Source organism: Paenibacillus sp. MT86 (assembly GCF_058792535.1).
In genome coordinates this window covers 2,832,693-2,852,130 of record NZ_CM179499.1, presented here as the reverse complement: position 1 = coordinate 2,852,130, position 19,438 = coordinate 2,832,693, and the positions used below count along the sequence as shown (strand labels likewise).

Here is a 19,438-nt window from a genome sequence, read left to right as displayed (position 1 = left end):
CCGGCGCGGATGTTTCGCGTTGAATGACGGTCGTCGACCACATCTCTAGGCTATAAAGTTAAAGGCCTTTCAGCGCAGCCGCTTAGTAGGGCCTGGCTTCCTTGCTTCGAGCCGCCATCTGGCGCTGCGCATCGGTTACCTTGTTAGAGGAAGATACCTCCGGCACCTCCACGCGCCACCAGGACTCATAACCGTCGGTGTTCGTTCCCGGAACGACCGGAATTTCGATCAGCGTTGTCACCGTTTCCTTCCGTGCCTGAAGCAGCGCTGCACGCAGTTCTGCCGGTGTGCGGCCCTTGTAGGCTTTAGCCCCTAGCGCGCTTGCGTGGGCGGCAAAATCAATCGGAAGATAATCGCCGGTGAGTCGTCCCGTGCCTTCCTCGCGGCGGCGGAACTCGTTGCCGAAGCCGTCGCTGCCGTTGCTCCGCTGCAAATTGTGAATGCATTGGAAGCCGTGGTTGTCGAACAGCAGTATCGTTATCTTGCGGCCTTCCTGCAAGCTGGTGACCAGCTCCGAGTGCATCATCAAATAACTGCCGTCCCCCACCAGCGCATAGACCTCGCGGTCCGGTTCCGCCAGGACCACGCCCAAGGCGCCGCTTACCTCATATCCCATACAGGAGAAACCATATTCCATGTGGTACGTTTTCGGTTCGGCCGGTCTCCATAACCGGTGCAGATCTCCCGGAAGACTGCCAGCCGCACAGACGATGACCGATGACGGGGAGATGACCTCGTTGATGACGCCGAGCGCCCTCGTCTGCGACAAGCCGTCGGGATGCTCCGCAGCGTACAGACGGTCTACCTCGCTGTCCCACTCGGCTTTCAGCTCAGCAAGCTCGCCTTTTTCGTACCCGGCTTGATAGCCTTTTTGAGACAGGATCTCCTTCAGTGCCTGCAGCCCTTCCTTCGCATCGGCGATCAGCGCTTCGCCGCCGAGCTTGGCTCCGTCCACGCTGTTGACGTTCAGGTTCAGGAACGATACGTCCTCCCGTTGAAACGCCCATTTGGAGGACGTCGTAAAGTCCGAATAGCGGGTGCCGATGCCGATAATCAGATCGGCCTTTGCCGCTGCGCGGTTCGCCGCCAGCGAGCCGGTTACGCCCATCGCCCCCAGGTTCAGGGGGTGATTCCAGGGAAGCGCGCTTTTACCGGCCTGCGTTTCTGCGACCGGGATGCCGAAGGCTTCCGCAAAGGCTGCCAAATCCCCGGTTGCCTCGCTGTAGTGCACGCCGCCTCCGGCGATGATGAGCGGCCGCTTGCTTGCTGCAAACCGCGCCGCCGCCCGCATCAGTCCATCTGCCGCAGGCGGTCGGCGGTCGATGGCGTGCACCGTTTTCTCGAACAGCGATTCGGGGTAATCGTAAGCCTCAGCCTGCACATCCTGCGGCAGCGCCAGCGTGACCGCTCCCGTCTCCGCGGGATCCGTCAAGACGCGGATCGCTTGCCGGACCGCCGCAATCAGCTGCTCCGGCCGGGAGATCCGGTCCCAGTACCGGCTCACCGGCTTGAATGCATCGGCGGCCGATACGGTGTAGTCCGACGAGGCTTCGATCTGCTGAAGTACCGGATCAGGCTGGCGGCAGGCAAAGTTGTCCCCAGGCAGCAGCAGAACCGGAATACGGTTCACGGTTGCCGTTGCCGCTGCGGTGACCATATTCAGCGCGCCGGGTCCGATGGAGGAAGTGCAGGCCCAGATTTGCCGCCGATTCTTTTGCTTGGCGTACGCCGTCGCGGCGTGCACCATGCCCTGTTCGTTTTTGCCCTGCATATAAACCAGATCCCCGGCGCTTCGTTCCAAAGCCTCGCCAAGGCCGGTCACGTTGCCGTGTCCGAAGATTCCCATTACCCCGCGCACAAACTTCGTCTCCACCCCATCGACGGAAACATACTGTGCATTCAAAAATTTCAGCAGCGCCTGTGCCATCGTTAATCGAGTCGTTGTCAACCGGTTCATCTCCTTTTCATCGTCAATATATCCTGTGAAGAAAGCCATTTACGAATTAAGCGCTTAACTCATCGTACCGAAACGCCTAACCAGTTAACGGTTAAGCGCTTTAATGAAAGTGTATGCCTTACTTGCCGTTCAGCATGCCTTTCAATTTCATGATCTCCGCGCACGCTAGCATCATGATCCCGATCCCGTGGTTGTCATTGACCACCGTGAGCAGATCATGCTTATAATAATCCCCGGTGAACGAATAACGGGATCCGCTGCACACTCCGTGCACGCTGCCGTGACGGTCGATGGCCTTCTCGGTCAACCCCTGCCATGCTCGAATGGCTGCATCGGTAAAAGGTGCCGGTTCCTCCAGCCAACCGAACCGGACGCCTCTGGCAAAGGCATAGGCGAACATGGCCGAGCAGGAAGCTTCCTCATAAGCTTCCGAATCGGTAATAACCTGCCTCCAGAGTCCTGACTCCCCCTGATAAGAAGCAATTCCGGCGCACAATCTACGGAAAAACTCAAGCAGCGCAGGCCGGTCCTTATGATCCTCCGGCAAACGTTCCAGCAGTTCCGATAAGGAGAACAGGCTCCATCCGTTTCCGCGCCCCCAAGGAATTCGGGTCGCTTTCCCGTATTTGAAATCGAATACGTGGCTCATCACGCCTTCCTCCGGCATGAACAGATACTCCCGGTACCTCAAGAACTGCCTGGCCGCTTCGTCCAGATAGGAGGAATCGCCTGTCATCCCGGCGTAGCGTGACAAGAACGGCGTGCTCATGTACAGATCATCCGCCCACATCGTATCTGCGGAATACTCCGAAACGCACAGACGATAGAAAGCGCCGTCCTCCCGGCGTTCCAGTCGGTTCACCATAAAATCCGCAATGTCCTCCGCGACTTTTACAACTTCCGGATTGCCGCTTTCCTTATCGTCTTCCAGCATCGCCGAGCCGAACGAACCACAGTTGTCCAGCATCTTGATCAGCACCAGCTGATGGTTCACGGACGGAAATCCGTAGGTATCCCGGTCCCAGACGGCGTATACGTACCATTGGGTGCAGATGTCGATATGCGCCCGGGCATATTCCGCGATATCGGGCCGCCCCAGCGCTCGCGATGCTTGAAGAAGTCCATACATCGTCACACCGAGCGGATAGTCCCAGCGCCCGAAATTGGTGGCGGACCCGGAGGTCCATTTGTTGCTCAGCATGGCGTTCTCATAGAACGGCCTGACCCGGTAGCCCGGCGCATCCAGGGACCAGCCGGTCAAACCGCGGCCGTCCGCACGCGGAAACAGTCTATTGACCGAGCACACCTCCTCCGGCGTTTGCTCCTCCCCTGCGGCCAGCGGCCCGGCATACATCCACGGAGACGGGGCGCCTTGTACCGGGACGGGAAGCTCAAACTCCAGCTCTCCCTGTGAAGTATAGGCATGAAGCTCAACCCCCCATCCCGACGGCCCGCGGCAGTTGCGTACCAAAAGATCCCCGCGGCAGGCCGAAGCGGGCAGCTTGCAACCGAAGTGACCTCCCTCAATGTCCATGACGGAATCACCGCCGATCCAGATCTCCGTCCTGCCCATAGTGCTGCCCTTGAACTCAACATGGTCAACGCCGGCAGGCACCTTAAGCCTGCTCCATGCATACCCCGCAGCCGGGGCCTCCGGCAAGCCGAATATTCTCTCGAAATTCGGTTTATCCGCTTCCTCTTCACTCCAGCCTGTGAGCGGAAGCCAATCCATGCCGGTGTCTACTTCGGACCCGTGAGCGTTCGGAAAGACGCCGCTTTCGCCGAGCGTGCCGGCAGCCAGCGGTCCGACATATGCCCAACCTGCGGTGTCCTTCCGGTCTGCAAAAGGAGACAGCATCTGCAGAATGCGGACCTTGCCCTCCACGGCTCCGAAGCGGCAGCCGAATCCCGCTTCGGTCCTCCGGACCTCAATCAACAATGTGTTCCAGCCCGGGCTCAGCACCAGCGGAATGACGATTTTGGCATCGGGCTTCATCTCGTCCTCGGCACCCGAACGATACATCAGCCGCTCGTTCAGATAGAAGCGGACCGGGCTGAACGGCATGATCGCGGCATCCAGCGAACGTTCATCGTCGCTCCACACCAGACCAAGGGCGTAGGCCGCCTCCCCTTGCTTCGCTTCCCGGAACCGGTCGCCGAAGTTGAAGTCATAATATCCTTCCTCGGTCTGAAGAATACCCGTTTCGGCGAACGGCCGCAGCGCGAACGGAATTTCCGGATTCGCCCCGATATAGCGCCCTGCGATCGTCTTCAGTATCCCGGCATCATCGTCGCCCATCCAATACCGGATGCTTTCCCGAGCTTCGATATAGCTTGTCATGATGATCCTCCCCTTTCCGTTCGGCCGAACCTCGCCGCTGGCGAAAGCTTGATATGAATCTCCTTCACGAAGGGAGTCACCACATTCAGCAGCAGCGTTCGGAAGCCGAGCGGATAAGCCGCTTCCCGGACGCCAGCCGCCGTGTGCTGCAATCCGCCCCCGCTGATTTCCAGCCAATCGCCGTCCATCTCGTAACGAATGCTCCCTTCCATCCAGAACTGGGCATCCCCGCCGGCTGGAGCAAGCTCTCCGCCGCTAAGACTGCCGGCCGCCGGAAAAATCAGCGAGATTTGCGACACGACCTCCTCCGGCTCCGTCGAGGAAATGACCAGCTTCCAGCCGTCACTCGCTTCCACCACTTCCACCTCCACCTTGTGCCGCTGGACATGCGTCTGCGGACGGCAGTGATGCGGCAGCAGATACCAAGGGCTGACGCCTTCCCTTGCACTATCAGGCAGAGCTGCTTCCGGCACCGGTCCGTTATAACCCTTTTCCTGTTCGCCGGATAACCGGTATCCCTGCTCCAGCGTCGTCAGCCGGCTCATCTTGACAAAGCCGGGGTCGAAATAGGAAGCGAACTGCACGCCGAGAAGGCGAGCCGCTCCATGACGCAGAGAAAAGAAGGAGGACATCTCCGTGCTCACGGTCACGCTGGTGCGGCCCTCACGGATTCGCGCGACCGGAGCCCCAAAATCCGTGTGCATCCGGCTGTATCGGATAACGCCGTGATGGCCGGCACCGGCATATCCGGACAAGTAGCGCTCCCTTGGAAATTCGCCGTTCAGCACGACGCGGTAATGCTCCGGCATGGGCGTTGCCTCTGCACGCTCGCGCATGAGAACCGGATCCAAGAGCAGCCGAACGGCTGCGTTGGTCGGTGCTCCGCCGGGATGTTTCAGCAGAGACAGCGACTGTTCCGCTATCCCTTGAAATACCGGATCGCGGTCCAGAGAAGCCATCATCAGAGACGGCAGGAAGTACCCCGACATATCAAAACTGTGACCATAATCCTGCCGTCCGGAATATTCCGTGACGATTTCCCCGTCCGGGTGGACCAAATAAGTCATCATCTTCAGATTGGCCCGTACCGGTACCAGCAGCTCCGGACGCTTCAGCAGCCTGGCCGCGTGAATCAGCATGACGTCGCTGACGACGTTGTAGATCCCGTTGCTGCGCTCGGTCCATTCTCCGTCCAAGGTGGCGTCCATGCCTTCGGCGAGCCACTCCTCCGCCCTGTTCAAGGCATCCCGCGAATCAAAAAGCTCATTCAAGAAGCCCAGCGCCGCGCAGATCACCCATCGGTGGTTCGGCGTATGGCAGCCTCCGGTAATCAGCGCAGGCAAGGTGCGTTCCAGAAACAGCAGCATATCCGCAGCCGCTCCCTTCAGCTCTGCCCAACCGTCAGCCAGAATCAGCTGTGCGGCTTGCGCATATCCAACCACCACGAAGGCGGTATCCGGCGGGGAATGGAAATTCGTCCAGCCGGGCGAAATCGTACCGTCGCCGTGCTGAGCCGCAAGCATATAACGGGCCGAAAGCGCAAACCTGTGTGCCAGCTCCTTATCGCGGTAATATGCGGATGCCGGATTGCAGAGTGCTGCTGCCCATATCGCCATGGCGGTCGGCGTCCCTGTGTTATGGTTGGGCGATGGCAAACCATTCTCCATGGTGCGAACCCCGCCGTGCCAGCGATGCGTTTCTTCTAAGATCTGGCGGTCCATCCCCTCCCGCACCCAGCTGTCATTGACTTCAAAAACCCTGTTCACCATCATACGATCCCCCTAATATCCATCATCCTTAGCCCTTCACGGCACCCAGCATCACGCCGCTGACGAAGTAACGCTGCAGCCACGGGTACACAACAAGAATCGGCACCGTGGCAAATACGACGCTTGCCGCTTTCAGGCTTTCCGTGGTTGCTCTGACACCGGCTGCCGGTCCCTCGTTGCGGGTCAAATCCGTAATCATATTGTTCTGTACCAGCTGATACAGCTTCAGCTGCAGCGGATACAGCTCTTCCTTCGTAATATAGAGCAGCGTGTCCTGGAATCCGTTCCAGCGCCCGACCGCGTAGAACAGGCTCAGCGTCGCAATGACCGGCAAAGACAGCGGCAGAATGATTCGAAACATCGTTCCGATTTGGCTCGTACCGTCGATCTCGGCCGCTTCCTCCAGGCTTTCCGGAATTCCGTTGAAGAAGGAGATCAGGATAATCAGATAAAACGGACTGATCAGCCCCGGAAGAACAAGCGCCCAGATCGTATTCAGCAGGTTCAAGTCCTTCACGAGAATGTACTCCGGGATAATGCCCCCGCTGAAGAACATGGTCACAATGATGATAAACATAAACACTTTGCGGCCCTTCAGCTTCTTTTTCGTCAGCGGGTAAGCGGCAATCATCGTCATGACCATGCACAGCACCGTCGTCAGCAGCGTCAGCATAATCGTAAAGCCGAGAGAACGGATCATGCTGGAATCCGAGAATACGGATTGATAAGCCTGAAGGCTGAACTCCACCGGAAACAACGTCACCTCGCCGGAAGTTACCGCCCGGTTGGAGCTGAAGGAAATGGCGATAATATGGAAAAAAGGCGCCAGACAGAGAAGTACGAAAACCGCCAGCAGGATCATGTTTACGGAATCAAAAACGCGGTTCGACACACGCTCGCTCATGAGTGAATCTCCTTTCTGCAAAAACGTTAAATGATGGACTCGTCCGTCAGTTTTTTGGATGCATAGTTGGCGCCGAGGATAAAGACCAGCCCGACAACAGCCTGGAACAGGCCGACCACCGTAGCCAGGGTATACTGTCCGGATTCCAGACCCGTCCGGTACACATAGGTACTCAGCACGTCGGAATAATCCATGACCGCTTTATTGCCGATGACAAACGGACGGTCAAAGCCGATCGAGATCATATTGCCGAGGTTGATGATGAGGAGCGTCACAATCGTCGTTTTCAGGCCCGGCAGCGTGATATGCCAGATGCGCTTGAACCTGCCCGCTCCGTCCACTTCAGCCGCTTCAAACAACTCCTTGTTGATGCCGGTCAAGGCAGCCAGATAGAGGATGGTTCCCCAGCCGGCGCTCTGCCACACCCCCGTCGCGAGGTACGTAATGAGCCACGTGTTTTTTTCGGTTAGAAAAGGTACCGATTCAAAACCGAGCGCCATCAGCATGTTGTTGATCATCCCGGATTGCGTGCCGAACACTTGGTATACGATGCCGCCTATGATAACCCATGAAATGAAATGGGGAATATACAATATCGTTTGGGACAAACGTTTAAACCACTGGATTCTAAGTTCATGAAGCATGATGGCGAGAATCAAGGGCGCCGGAAATGATACCACAAGGTCCAGCAGGTTGAGCATCAGCGTATTGCGGAGGGTTTTATAAAAATCCTGGGTCTGGAAAACTTCGCGAAAGGCATCCAGTCCAATCCATTCACTTCCGGTGATTCCTTGGAAGAAGTTGAAGTCCTTAAAGGCGATCTGTACGCCCCACATCGGGCCGTATTTGAAAATAATGAAATAGACCAAAGGCAGAACAAGCAGTGCGTATAATTGCCAGTACCGGCGCAGGTAAACGGTTCCTCTCATCTGTATCATCCTCTCCTTGTCCATGACGCCGGGAGCGAAGGAACGGCCTCTTGAAGAAGCCGTCCTTTCCTTTTTCCCGCTGGTTTACTTAGGTTGCATTTCCTGATAAGCTTTGGTCCGCTCATCAAGAATCGCCTGGCCGCCGCTGACCATGTAATCCTTCATGGTCGCTTCAAATGTTTTCTCGAAATCTTCCGGTTTCGCCATGGCCGTCTTCACGATCATCTCTTCGTATTTGGCCTGCAGGTTCGTGCCGTATTTCGCCTCAGCCTCGATCGGACGGTCGAAATTGACCGGCTTAAACGTATCCGTTGCCGAGATTTCCACGGCCTTGCGATGCAGATCCTGGAACTTTTCCGGGAAGTTGGTTGTCAGTTTCTCCCGGTTCTGCGTTTCGTCGCCTACAAAATTACCGTTGGCGATAATGGCAATGTCGCCGCTGTTGTAAAGCCGGTCAATCACCTCTTGAGGGGCGTCGGTCTTCATGACGGGAATGCCGTCCACCATTTCGTAGTTTTCGCCTTCCACGCCGTTTTGCAGTGCCAGCAGATTGTCCGGGTCGGCCATCCAATTCAGGTATTTGATCGCTTCTTCAGCATGTTGGCTTGTTTTCGGAATCATGATGTACATGCCGTTTGGAGCGTATTCCGGCTTCGCATGTTTGCCTTCGGAGTTGGTGAATGGATCAATTGGCGTAAGCTTGGCGTCCGGCTGGTTTTTGAGGAGCGTATCATAGGTGCCGTCGGCGTAGTACATGTTCGGATAATCCTCCGTCAGGAAGCCCGTAAGACCGTTGGTCACGTCCTGGGTCAACTGCTTCTTGTCTTCGTCCAAACTGAAGTCGCGGCTGATCAGCCCTTCGTTGTAAAGCTTGTTGAAAAATTGCAGCGCATCCTTAAAGCCCGGAAGCAGCGTCGGATAGTCGTTGGCTCCGAGCTTTTGCAGCAGCGTATACTTCTGCTCTTCCGTAGTCGGCTGAATAAAGGACCAGATCAGCGGATCATATTGAGCCGGTTCGATCGTCATGCCGAAGGGAATGACCTTGCCGCCGGTTTCGCCCGGATCCTTTTCTTTAAAAGCTTTCAAAACCGCGTACAGCTCATCGGTCGTTTGAGGCACCTCCATGCCGAGCTTTTCCAGCCAATCGGCGCGGATAAAGGAAGAATACTTGCCAAGGAAGGCCCGTTTGCCGGGAACAGCGAACTGTTTGCCCATGTACTGGCCGTAACTCATCGCGTCCTCATCGAGGAATTCCTTCAGATTCGGACCGTGCTCGTTGATCAAATCCGTCAGTTCCGTCAGCCCGCCCTGCTCCGCGTAGCGGTTGAAGGTCGGCGTGTCATACGTAAATACGATATCCGGCACATTGCCGCCGCTGGCCATGAGAACGTTCAGCTTCTTGATCTCCTCGGAACGGGGGACCGGTACGAATTCCATCTTAATGTTGTTAGGGGTTCCAAAGTTGTCCTGGATATATCGGGTAAGATAACTGTCGGTGATGGTATAAGGCTTCGGTGTATTGCCGCGGTCAAAAATTTCGACCTTCAGCGTAACCTGCTTGCCGTCATTGGAGCCGGAATCCCCGCCCGAAGCATTGGTGCTGCTGCCAGAGCCTGAGGAGCACCCGGATAATACGACCGTTCCGACCATCAACATGACCAGCGTGAGCTTTGCGAGCTTGCCCCATTTTTTCTTGCTTGCTGCCATCATTACATCCCCTTTTCTATTTGGATTATGTCCCTGCCGATTTGCGCCGATCTTATTCATGATAGAAAGCTGCGGATTCATCCGAATTGCTTCGGATCCCGTAATGTAAGCGCTTAACCTCTCGGGTGTTCTCAGTATGCCTCAAGGGCAAGCGGATGACAATAAACCAAATTCCAAACGCGAGAACCCGCTTCGTTACAAGGTTTCAACGTAGAGAAATGACGATTTTCGTTATCTAAACCGTTTTCTAATCATGACTTTAATGCTTGATATATCCGGTGTTTGTTCCGTTTGCAGAACCCTTCCACATCACCCGTTGCATTCGGTACGCATACCGACATTCTCCAGAAAATGCGAAACGGGTGCTGCTTCCGGCCGGAAACTTCTGCACCCGTTTCTGGATAAACTATAATCATAAACCGTTTTCGTTATCGAAGCGCTTTCTAGGATCCGAGCTCCGTCCCCGGTGCAGGCTTCATTTGCAGCTTTCGGTAGTCGCCCGGCGTCACACCCGACGTCCGTTTGAACACCCGCCCGAAGGTAATGGAGTTGGCGTATCCAATCTTCTCCGCAATTTCCTGTATCGAGAGGTCGGTCTGCGCCAGAAGCTCCTCCGCCCGCTTCATGCGCAGCTGTACGAGGAAATCCACGAATTTCATATCGTATTCCATCTTAAACAGATAGCTTGCATATTTTCCGGAAATCTGAAAACGGTCGCTCAGATGCTTCAGGGACAAATTCGGATCGTCGAAATGCTCTTCTATATAGCGCTTCATCTCGCTGATCATGGCACGGTAGCTCTTGGTTTCGCTAAGCGCAACATAGGTGCGGTAAATTTCCGTCAACTGATCGGTGATCCTGCTCTGCAGCTCCTCTAAGGTTGCGGCTCCAGCCAGTACATGCTCCCTGCCCTCCGACAGCTGGTTCCTCAGCTCGTCGGATAACACACCGACCTCCCGGGCCAGCAGCTGAAGCATGCTGTTGACCAGAGAACGGATCGTATCGTCCTTCAGACGCTCTGCCTTGAATGAAAGAAACATGTCCTTCAGACGGGTTCTCCAGCCTTCATTATTTAATCGGAAGTCCTTGACCAGCTCCGAGATTTCATTCAGATAAGGAAGCAGGCGGCTTAAATCTCCCCGGGGCAGCTCGTCGCCGACCAGCACGGCATGATCGCCCATCGCCAGCCTGTGGCCGAGCGCCTCGGAGGCTGATTGGTGCGAAGCGCCTATTTCATGCAGCCCGGCAACCGTGCTGCCCAGCCCGAACCTCACCGACAAACGAAGCTTTTCCTCGACCCAGCTCCGACATTCCTCAGCTGCGCGGATCAGGGAAGCACGCGTCTCCTCCTTCATCTCCGGAAGCGCGATCAGAATGCCTACGCGGCTGCCGGCGATCCATTCTAGCCAGCTGTTGAAGCCGGCATTGCGTGCAAGCTCCTGGAACACGTTCATCAAGGCAAACTTCAGCACGTTCTGGTCGCGGACGGTATGAACATCCTGAAAACCGCTGTAATCATTGATTTCACCGAGCAGGATGACGTAACCCGCCGGCTGTTCCGGCAGCTTCATCGGAATCAGCTCTGCCATCCGGGACAGCAGTTCCTCTTCGGGCTTCTGCCCGCTGATCAGGTCCATGAACAGCTGGCTGCGCTGAAGCTGGAGATTCTCGTGCCGCTTTTTGTCATAGTCCATGGACCGGCTGATCAGGCTTTCAAGCGCACTATCGATCATGGAAAGCTCATCCTTGGCGGCCTGGGGCATGTTGAGCTGAATGGACTCGATGCGGTTCATCATGGCTTTGATCGGCTGATAATTCCGCCTGGTAACATAGACGATATAAATAACGGCAAGCACCACGGTTACGAAGCCGATCACGATCCAGATGTAGGACACGACCGACACCCAAGCATAGAGCTGCCCGACCCGGAGACCGCTTTCAAAAGTCCATCCCAGCTGATCCGATTGCAGCGTCGTCAGCACCTTGCCTTCTTTGGCCCGCTTATCCTCTCCGATTTGGGATGCTTCAAATATGAGATCTCCGCTGGAGTCCAAAATATTCAAAAAGGAAACGCTGTCATTTATCATCGGATTGATCATCTGCTCCACCCGGTACATGCTTACGTTAATGACGAGCAGCCCTTGGCTTCCGAAGGGAAGCGGCAAATTTTTATACATGGAGATGACCTGCTTCGGCTCGTTCTCCCCGAGTCCCGTCATGGATCGAACGGCGGACCACCCCCGGTAGTCGTGCTCTTTCACGGCAAACTCGATATAAGAACGGTCCGGAAAAGTCGAGAGCGGGCTTTGGCCGCTGGTGGTCAGCACCGACTGATCCGAATGACGGTATAAATAGACCGATTCGATCAGGTCGCTGCCCGATTGTAACCCGCGGAGACGTTTGACAAGCGAGTACATCAAATTTTGGTCGGATGACGGGTTGCTGAACAGATAGCTTGAGTATAGGGCACTCGTCTCCACTTCGTTCAGCACGTTCATCTCGATGGCGTTGATGGAACGATCCAGATCTTCCATAATAAAACGCGTGGAAATTCCGTTCGCCTTGGCTGCCTCTTCGCGCGAGGCCTCATTAAACATGATGAATGAAAGAAACACCAGGATCGTAATCGTGATGAGGAATATGGGAAAATAGGAGAGAAGCAGCTTGCGGTACCAGTTTTGCTGCAAAGAAGTCATTCCTTTCTCTTCCAGGTTAAGCGTTTTACTTATGCTTGTGCTATATTGTAGCATGTCCGTGTCCCTCCCTGGAAGAGGGCTGTCTTCGAAAGACGGACGCTGATAAAGCTATGAAATGAGGACATCCATTGTTACAATAAAAAAAGCCGCGATTATCGCGACTTCTTCTATGCTTATGTTCACGCCCCGCACGTAACTGCAAAGCTATTCGAGCTCAGAGGCAGGATACGTTTCGAGTACTCCTCAGCCAAGGTTAAACGCCCATTCCGTTCATGAACTCCGAAATCATGATTTTCCGTCCGGTCTTGGCGCTTTCCAATGCAGCCAGCACCATCGCCATGCTGTATACGTTGTCGCTGCAGTCGGTTTCCGGCTTGATGCCGGCTTCCAGTGCGTGAAACATATTTTCCAGACAGCCATGATGCCCCGTCTTCCCCATGGCTGGCAGCGTGCCTTCAATCCGCTCATACTTCCGAATGAAGCTTCCCGATTGATCCCCTTCCGCCACGACCTCCGCATAGATCTCGTCATGTCCGTCCCAGATTGCCGTTCCCCTCTCACCCGTGACGCGCCAGGCGGCTTCCCAGGAGGTTTGAGCGCCTTCGGCACACCAGGACCCGCGGTAATTGAACACGGAGCCGTCCGACATTTCATAGATGCATATCGCCATCGCATTGCCGGCGTACCAGGAACCGGGCGGGTTGAACTCCTGACAATATACGGATACCGGATCGGCTCCGCTGATCATGCGGGCCTGATCGAAGGTGTGAATGGCCATATCTAGCAGCAGGGGACTGTCCATCAGGTCCCGAAATCCGCCGAAATGCGCGCCAAGAAAGAAATCGGCCCCTATGAAACCGGGCTTTCCGATCGCTCCGCTATCGATCAAAGACTTGAAAGCACGTATTCGCGGATCAAATCGGCGGTTTTGCATGACGGCATGGGTTCTGCCAGCAGACTCCGCCAGCTTCACGATATCCAGACATTCCGTCATCGATTCCGCTAACGGTTTTTCGCTGAATACATGACACCCGTGCTTCAGCGCCGCCGTGCTGATCCCATAGTGGCTGGCGGGAATGGTCACATCGAATACGATATTCGCACCGCTTGAAGCAAGTGCATCGTTAATATTGTCATACGTCGGACAGGAAAGACCGTGCCGATCGGCAAATGCCTTCGCGAAAGTCTCCTGAATCTCCACGAGACCCACGATTTCAACGTCCTCCCGCCCTTTTGCATAATCCGCCCAAGTATTCGCCATGCTCCCGCATCCCGCGATAACAACTTTAAACGCCGTGGTCATATTTCCATTACTCCCCCTGAATACGTCATCGTTTGATTAACCGCTTTCAAATCATCGCCTAGTGGTTGTAATCATTCCGATATTGGCTTAATGTAGATGAAGCAACTTCATTATAATGGCGATACACAACAATATCTCTATACAACCTTGTGCAATACCACTCTTATCTTGCGGTTCGAGGTGAATTCGTATGTCCTATCCTAGAGAGCTTCATGAGAATACCAGGCTTGGCGATAAGGCGTATCCCGTACAGGTATTTCATAACTTCTGTCCCGGTGCCAAAACGAAGGATTGCATCCTCTATCTCCACTGGCATGAGCACTTTGAGATCCTATGCATGCGCCAAGGGCGCGCCGTCTTCCATATTGATACCACCGAATATGACGTTAAGGCTGGAGAGTTCATCATCATCCCGGGCGGAAGTCTGCATGTGGGTTATGCCCTCGAGGATGGCGATGTGCGGTTTGATTGCGTCGTGGTGAATGCATCCCTGTTCAACGATTCTCTTCATGATCCGGTTCACGCGCGTTATGTCGCTCCATATATGGAAGGCCGGCTGCGTTTTCCCGTCAAGCCTGCGGAGAGTGACCCGGCTGGCGCAGATTGCTATCCGCTGCTGGATGAAGTCATTGAAGAGCTTGCCGTCCGCCGTCCGGCTTATGAGCTCATTGCCAAGTCGAAGCTGTACACCCTGTTCGTTCTGCTGGCGCGCACATTCATGCCCGCACAGCTCGCGGAGACAACGAACGAGCCTTATTTTGCGAATCGGGAGCGTTATAAAAAGCTGATACAGCATATCGAGAACAACATCGGCGAGAAATTGCCGGTGGAGGCCGCCGCTGCGGAAGTCGGTTTGAATCCGTTTCATTTTTGCAAAATGTTCAAGCGTTTAACGGGCCGCACCTTCGTGGATTACGTCAACCTGACCCGGATGAATGAAGCGGAACGGCTGCTTCGCGAACGGACGTTGACCATCACGGAAATTGCCGGCATCGTCGGCTGCAGCAACCCGAATTATTTTACCAAGCTGTATAAACAGTACAAGGGCATGACGCCTTCCCAGGCAAGGATGGTATAAAGCTGCAAGTTGATCCTGATTGCTTAGCTGTTATTTCAAGCTGCTCCCTGCTCGATGATAAATTGGCACCATGCATCCTATATAATAAAAGACTCAACTCCAGCAAAGGCTGCTGTATGTTGAGTCTTTTGGCATTCGTTATCGCATCGGCGAAGCCCCACTTAATACGCCTTGGGCACCTCCACTTTCCTGGTATTCCCGTCTTCGTTCGTGAAATAGATATGAACCCCATGGTCCTGATCGTCCAGAAAATACGAGACGTATTTACTCTCATCCACCTTCATCGGCACCAGGAGAGTCGCGATGCGATGGCTTGAAGCTGACTTCGTCTCCGCATGCAGATGCCACTGATTATCCAGCCCTTCGATCTCTTCAGGATCGACGCCGGTGAATTGATTATGCTGATTCAGCGATAGATCGCCTGAGGAGCAGTACACGAATCGCCCCTCCATCTCCGCTTTGCTGCCCATCACTCGGAACGTCTGCCCCGACAGCTTCATCCGGTTCAAGGTATGGAACAGCCACTCGATGCTGGCTGGCTTGGCAAGGTCCACCGTATCCACGATCACAACATAAGATTCGTCGAAGAAATAGATTTCGCGCACATAACGCTCCAGGTAGGGGACATTCTCCCGATAGGCCTGCGTTGCGTTCATACGGGCGTACCCCAAGCCTGCTGCAGCGTCGACTTGCTCCACCCTGCCGCTGGCCTCGATGCAGAGAACCTTGTCTTTTCCCGCATACTGACCATGGCCATCGATAAGAATATTGTTCGTGGAGCGCGTCTGCCTCCGCCAGTTCATATGCATCGTGCTGCCGAAGGCGATATAGTACCCACTCTCGATAGCCAGCGGCTCGCCGTATGCGTGCAGCAGGAAGCCGTTCTGGTCACCGTGACTGTGGCTCATCGAGCCGTATCGGCTGCTCTTCGCAAGCAGCATGATGTGTTCATCCGGATCATCCATCCGGTGATGCATCGCCACCCAGTCAATATCGCGGAACCATTTGACGGATTGAATGGCCCCTTCATTGGGTTCCGAAGCGTCCGATAAGGCAAAGGGAACGGTATCCGATGGAGTAACGGCTTCCACCTGAGGAAAGTCATGCCGATACAGCATATCGTCAAACCGGAAATCCCACCAGCCGTAATTATAAAATTTGGAGTCGGCATCCGTATCCGATTTGGCCACTTGTTCGAAATACCATTGATACAACCCGTTTCCCGTAATGCCTGCAAACTGGCGAATATTGAAGGCCGTCTTCAGGCTGACAGGTTCTCCGAGGTAGGACTGGTCGCCGAAGCTGGCCCGAATCGTATCCGGACTGCTGCAATATAGCGGAAAATCGCCGGTGCGCCCGAAAAACGGACGTTTATAAAAATCGATCGCTACGTAATTGCGGATGAGATTGAGCGCATCGATCACGAATGCCATGCCGGTTGTCCAATAGAGCGGCCCTTCTGCCCAGCTCCCGTCCTCTCCGCCCCATGGGGAATAGAGGCAGGCGTAGTATTCCAGCGTGTAATCCAGCCATGTCCGCGCGCTCGCTTCTTCATGAAGCATGGCGATGCAGGCGGGGACCAGAACCGAGGATAACGAACGAACCGCATGGCTGTCGTAAGGGACATGATGGATTTTCGAGCGCTCCATCACATGGAAGGCCACCTGCTCGGTACGGCGCAGCAAGGCGCCCCTGACGAGATCAATCTCCTCAGCGCCGAGGTAATCGTGAAGCCAGTCGTACCCCCAGGCAAGCGCCCCGACCATGCGGAAAGCGGCTTCATCGTTGTAATCGCGGGACGTTGTTCCCTCCGTATCCCAACGGGCCGCGTGGAGCAGCCACGTTTTCGCTTTGGCTATCAAGGCATCATCCTGCAATAGAACTCCTGCCACGCTTAAATGCCGAACGGCATAGAGCGTTTCCTGGCAATCCATGTACATTTGTCGCCAGAGCTTCGCGACGCGTTTGTTGCCCGGATAACGTTCCGGTTCCGGGATTAGCGGCTTATTCACCCATGAAAGGACCGATCTCTCGTAAAAGGCCTGCCAACCGCAGTAATCTTCATCCCTGCGGAGACCTTCCCGAAACGCCTCAATCCCCTTTTCGTCCAACCATAACCGCGGATGACCGGTATGCGTGCGTTCGTACCTTTCCGCTCTGCCGGGCAGGGGAGTCTCGGGCAGCCCCGCCGGGACATGAAACATTCGGGATTGGCTCCAAGAAGAACGGTTATGCTCCAAGTCCGCGGTATCCTCGACTTGCTCACCGGTCAGCAAGGCATAGCGCCAATAATAAGTACCCGGCTCCAGCGGTCGATCCGGAGTGTATAAGTTATAGGGAATCGGCGATATCGTCGTCGTGGCCCCCGTTTCATACGAGGGTGAAGTCGAGATCTGCAGCATATAACGGTCGTCCTCAAGCTGTCCCGGCATCCAGGTGAAACGGGGAGGATTCTCGAGAAGCTTACTCCCTTCGTCCGGTTGATACGGCACGGACAATAATCCGCTTTTCGGTTCAAACAAGGTTTTCATCGAGCACCCTCTCCTTCAACCCGTTGTTGGTCATTGTAAAGCTTCTTGTCGTCCTCCCATCCGACAGATGGAGCCAATCCCCGTCCGCAGCATGCGTCCATCGCAAGGATATCGGCTCATCTCCGGCACGATAAACGACGATGAAGCGGGCTTTCGAATCCAATCTGTGAAGCCGGATTCCTTCCATGGGACGGCTGGGATCGTCAGCAAGCCCAGGTGATTCCACTCGTGAGCATACCGTTCCTTCAAAGGTGGCAAAGGATGCTACCGCAAGCGCTCCTGACTCGTTAGCGATATGAAGGTCAACCTGCATACCGTCTCTGGACCATACATTAGAGGAGCGCTCTTTTACGTATGCGCGTCCGTCCTCGTTTCCCGGTTCCGCCGACCCGCTGTACTGAACCTCATCCGAAGCTTGACGAAGCTGCCCTGTGCCGACGTAATGAAACCACCAATCCACAGCGGCCGATTCATCCAATTCCACTTCGAACCAATCCAGCAGCCAATCTTCCGCCATGATCAAATGCCGGTCCAGAACGCCATGATCGTAGGCCTCATCGGCCCGAACCCAAATATAGGAACGGTTTGGAGCGGATTCATACCGCATGCATTTGCCTTCGGCCGGATTCTGCGAGCGGCCGCCTACGGAGACGGTGTTGTGGCAGGCAGTATGGGGGTACCATTCCTTTTTCAGAACCGATCCATAAGGTACAGTTCCACGATCTGGCGAAAGAGGTTGATCCCCGGCATGAATCATCAGATTCAACTTATCAAAGTGACCATGCGATCCGCCATGGGGGCCAAAATCAATCAGCGCTTGAAGGCCTTGGGGATCGTTCGTCCTTAACAGGGCGAACCCGCTGTGAGGAAGAAAAACGGAATTAGGCGATTCGCCGTCGGCATGATTTAAGGTACCGCCTTCTATCCCCCCCGCTTCATGAGCTGTCAGATCATAATCAACTTGCATAGCGTCTCCCGGTCTTGGGACCTCACGGGTGACCTGTACTTCGATAATATCCCCCGTTTCCCATATCTCTCCCGATTTCAACATACGGGAGTTCCTCATGCCTGGAGCGGCCGTTCCGTTTCGGCCATCCCAAGATCCCGTGCCGTACAGCAGTGCCTCCAGCATGCCGATTCTGCCGGCTTCTCCGTTCAGTTCCCGATATGCATGGCCAAGCAATCGTCGATAGCTCTTATCCCCATACACGGATAAGCCGATCTCCGTAATTTCTGCAATTTCTCGCGCGAATGGTGCCCTGCGATAAGGACCATCGTGAAGTGCAGGCAGGAAGCCGTTTGGGTCTGACAATCGAACCAGGACCGATAACATTCCCTGCATGCATTGGCCTTGCTCCCCTCTCAGGGAAAAAAGCTCTTCACCAACCCTGCTCCCCATTTCCGCAGCAATCAGGTAAGCACGGAGCACGAATACGTGATAGTAAATGCTGCCTTCAAATTCAAGCTGATCGGGCTTGACGGCAATGGTGAGATGATGGCGCAGCCCGCCTTCCTGCTCAACCAGCTGCTTCAGCTTCTTCGTTTCGCCTTGCACCGCAAAGATACAGAACAAAGCGGCGATCAGCCAAGCGGTATAGTTGTTCTCAGGATTTCCGCGTTCCCGGGACAAAATATGATGATATTCCGTCATGCTGCTCTCCAGCATGTGCAGGAACCGGTCAATCTTCCGAAGGTCCACCTCATCAAACCATACGCCCTCATCGCGCAGAAGCAGATATCCACGAAGAAGCGTCGTTGCCCAGATGGCTTCGGTTAAAGCCTGATGGAATGCTCTCCCTTTCAGCATCCATGGCTGCGCATCCGGGTGGACAGGATACAGCGGAAATTGCTCCGCATACCGAACGATCAGCCTTTTTCCAAGATCGGCGTAAACCTTCTCCCCCGTGCCCGCATAGACAGCGGCGGATTGCAGAGCATATCGGGCCATGGCCTGATGCTTGAATACCAGCCATGCTCCCCGATACGGTTCTCCTTCCCATTCGCAGCCATGCGGACAGCGAAAGGTGCTGCCGTCGGCTTCCAGAGGATCAAACACCAGCTCCGTGTGATGTTCGGGACAAACGAATTGGTGCCACCAGCCGCCGGGCTCGAGGGGAACATCCAGCTTCCGGTCGATCACTTGGTCCAGCTCGGCCTTCAGGATGTCGATCGTTTGCACGCTCCACGCATACGAGTTCAGCTTCGCCTTCACCTTCATCCAAT

Annotated in this window: 11 protein-coding genes; 1 reads left to right on the top strand and 10 read right to left on the bottom strand. The window is 55.0% G+C overall.

Going from position 1 to position 19,438, the window contains the following annotated elements:
• Positions 1 to 82: 82 nt before the first annotated feature.
• The 8 genes from iolD to AC3RCL_RS12600 all read right to left on the bottom strand — a co-directional run bounded on the left by iolD (position 83) and on the right by AC3RCL_RS12600 (position 13,606).
• A complete protein-coding gene (gene iolD / locus AC3RCL_RS12635) occupies positions 83 to 1,948 on the bottom strand; it encodes a 3D-(3,5/4)-trihydroxycyclohexane-1,2-dione acylhydrolase (decyclizing) (RefSeq protein ID WP_492535550.1) in 1,866 nt (621 codons plus the stop codon).
• 127 nt (positions 1,949 to 2,075) lie between these two features.
• Entirely contained in the window at positions 2,076 to 4,298 is a 2,223-nt protein-coding gene (locus tag AC3RCL_RS12630) for a glycoside hydrolase family 88/105 protein (RefSeq protein WP_492535548.1), read from the bottom strand.
• Entirely contained in the window at positions 4,295 to 6,070 is a 1,776-nt protein-coding gene (locus AC3RCL_RS12625; RefSeq protein ID WP_492535546.1) for a hypothetical protein, read from the bottom strand. Before AC3RCL_RS12625 ends, AC3RCL_RS12630 begins: the two co-directional genes overlap by 4 nt.
• A gap of 25 nt (positions 6,071 to 6,095) precedes the next feature.
• Positions 6,096 to 6,971, bottom strand: a complete 876-nt coding sequence (locus AC3RCL_RS12620; RefSeq protein ID WP_492535544.1) for a carbohydrate ABC transporter permease — start codon at positions 6,969 to 6,971, stop codon at positions 6,096 to 6,098.
• A 26-nt stretch (positions 6,972 to 6,997) separates the two neighbouring features.
• Positions 6,998 to 7,900 (bottom strand): ABC transporter permease, encoded by a 903-nt coding sequence (locus AC3RCL_RS12615; protein WP_036660881.1) that lies wholly within the window; start codon positions 7,898 to 7,900, stop codon positions 6,998 to 7,000.
• 84 nt (positions 7,901 to 7,984) lie between these two features.
• The gene (locus tag AC3RCL_RS12610; protein WP_492535542.1) at positions 7,985 to 9,610 is read right to left on the bottom strand and encodes an extracellular solute-binding protein; all 1,626 of its coding nucleotides are present in this window, start codon (positions 9,608 to 9,610) and stop codon (positions 7,985 to 7,987) included.
• A gap of 440 nt (positions 9,611 to 10,050) precedes the next feature.
• Entirely contained in the window at positions 10,051 to 12,357 is a 2,307-nt protein-coding gene (locus AC3RCL_RS12605; protein WP_492535540.1) for a helix-turn-helix domain-containing protein, read from the bottom strand.
• A gap of 199 nt (positions 12,358 to 12,556) precedes the next feature.
• Entirely contained in the window at positions 12,557 to 13,606 is a 1,050-nt protein-coding gene (locus AC3RCL_RS12600; RefSeq protein WP_492535538.1) for a Gfo/Idh/MocA family protein, read from the bottom strand.
• A gap of 190 nt (positions 13,607 to 13,796) precedes the next feature.
• Here AC3RCL_RS12600 and AC3RCL_RS12595 point away from each other — a divergent pair, with 190 nt between their 5' ends.
• Positions 13,797 to 14,684 (top strand): helix-turn-helix transcriptional regulator, encoded by an 888-nt coding sequence (locus AC3RCL_RS12595; RefSeq protein ID WP_492535536.1) that lies wholly within the window; start codon positions 13,797 to 13,799, stop codon positions 14,682 to 14,684.
• A 161-nt stretch (positions 14,685 to 14,845) separates the two neighbouring features.
• On the opposite strand, the gene AC3RCL_RS12590 is transcribed toward AC3RCL_RS12595, so the two are convergent.
• Both AC3RCL_RS12590 and AC3RCL_RS12585 read right to left on the bottom strand, forming a co-directional pair.
• A complete protein-coding gene (locus tag AC3RCL_RS12590; RefSeq protein ID WP_492535534.1) occupies positions 14,846 to 17,215 on the bottom strand; it encodes a DUF4962 domain-containing protein in 2,370 nt (789 codons plus the stop codon).
• Positions 17,199 to 19,433: a heparinase II/III domain-containing protein gene (locus AC3RCL_RS12585; RefSeq protein ID WP_492535532.1), complete on the bottom strand. Its 2,235-nt coding sequence runs from the start codon at positions 19,431 to 19,433 to the stop codon at positions 17,199 to 17,201. The genes AC3RCL_RS12590 and AC3RCL_RS12585 overlap by 17 nt, the downstream gene beginning before the upstream one ends.
• Positions 19,434 to 19,438: the final 5 nt, after the last annotated feature.

What these genes read in the sequence shown, in the direction of transcription:
- AC3RCL_RS12630 (WP_492535548.1), bottom strand. Translation starts at nt 4,298, where the DNA reads ATGACAAGCTATATCGAAGCTCGGGAAAGCATCCGGTATTGGATGGGC.
- AC3RCL_RS12625 (WP_492535546.1), bottom strand. Translation starts at nt 6,070, where the DNA reads ATGATGGTGAACAGGGTTTTTGAAGTCAATGACAGCTGGGTGCGGGAG.
- AC3RCL_RS12620 (WP_492535544.1), bottom strand. Translation starts at nt 6,971, where the DNA reads ATGAGCGAGCGTGTGTCGAACCGCGTTTTTGATTCCGTAAACATGATC.
- AC3RCL_RS12615 (WP_036660881.1), bottom strand. Translation starts at nt 7,900, where the DNA reads ATGAGAGGAACCGTTTACCTGCGCCGGTACTGGCAATTATACGCACTG.
- AC3RCL_RS12610 (WP_492535542.1), bottom strand. Translation starts at nt 9,610, where the DNA reads ATGATGGCAGCAAGCAAGAAAAAATGGGGCAAGCTCGCAAAGCTCACG.
- AC3RCL_RS12605 (WP_492535540.1), bottom strand. Translation starts at nt 12,357, where the DNA reads ATGCTACAATATAGCACAAGCATAAGTAAAACGCTTAACCTGGAAGAG.
- AC3RCL_RS12600 (WP_492535538.1), bottom strand. Translation starts at nt 13,606, where the DNA reads ATGACCACGGCGTTTAAAGTTGTTATCGCGGGATGCGGGAGCATGGCG.
- AC3RCL_RS12595 (WP_492535536.1), top strand. Translation starts at nt 13,797, where the DNA reads ATGTCCTATCCTAGAGAGCTTCATGAGAATACCAGGCTTGGCGATAAG.
- AC3RCL_RS12590 (WP_492535534.1), bottom strand. Translation starts at nt 17,215, where the DNA reads ATGAAAACCTTGTTTGAACCGAAAAGCGGATTATTGTCCGTGCCGTAT.
- AC3RCL_RS12585 (WP_492535532.1), bottom strand. Translation starts at nt 19,433, where the DNA reads ATGAAGGTGAAGGCGAAGCTGAACTCGTATGCGTGGAGCGTGCAAACG.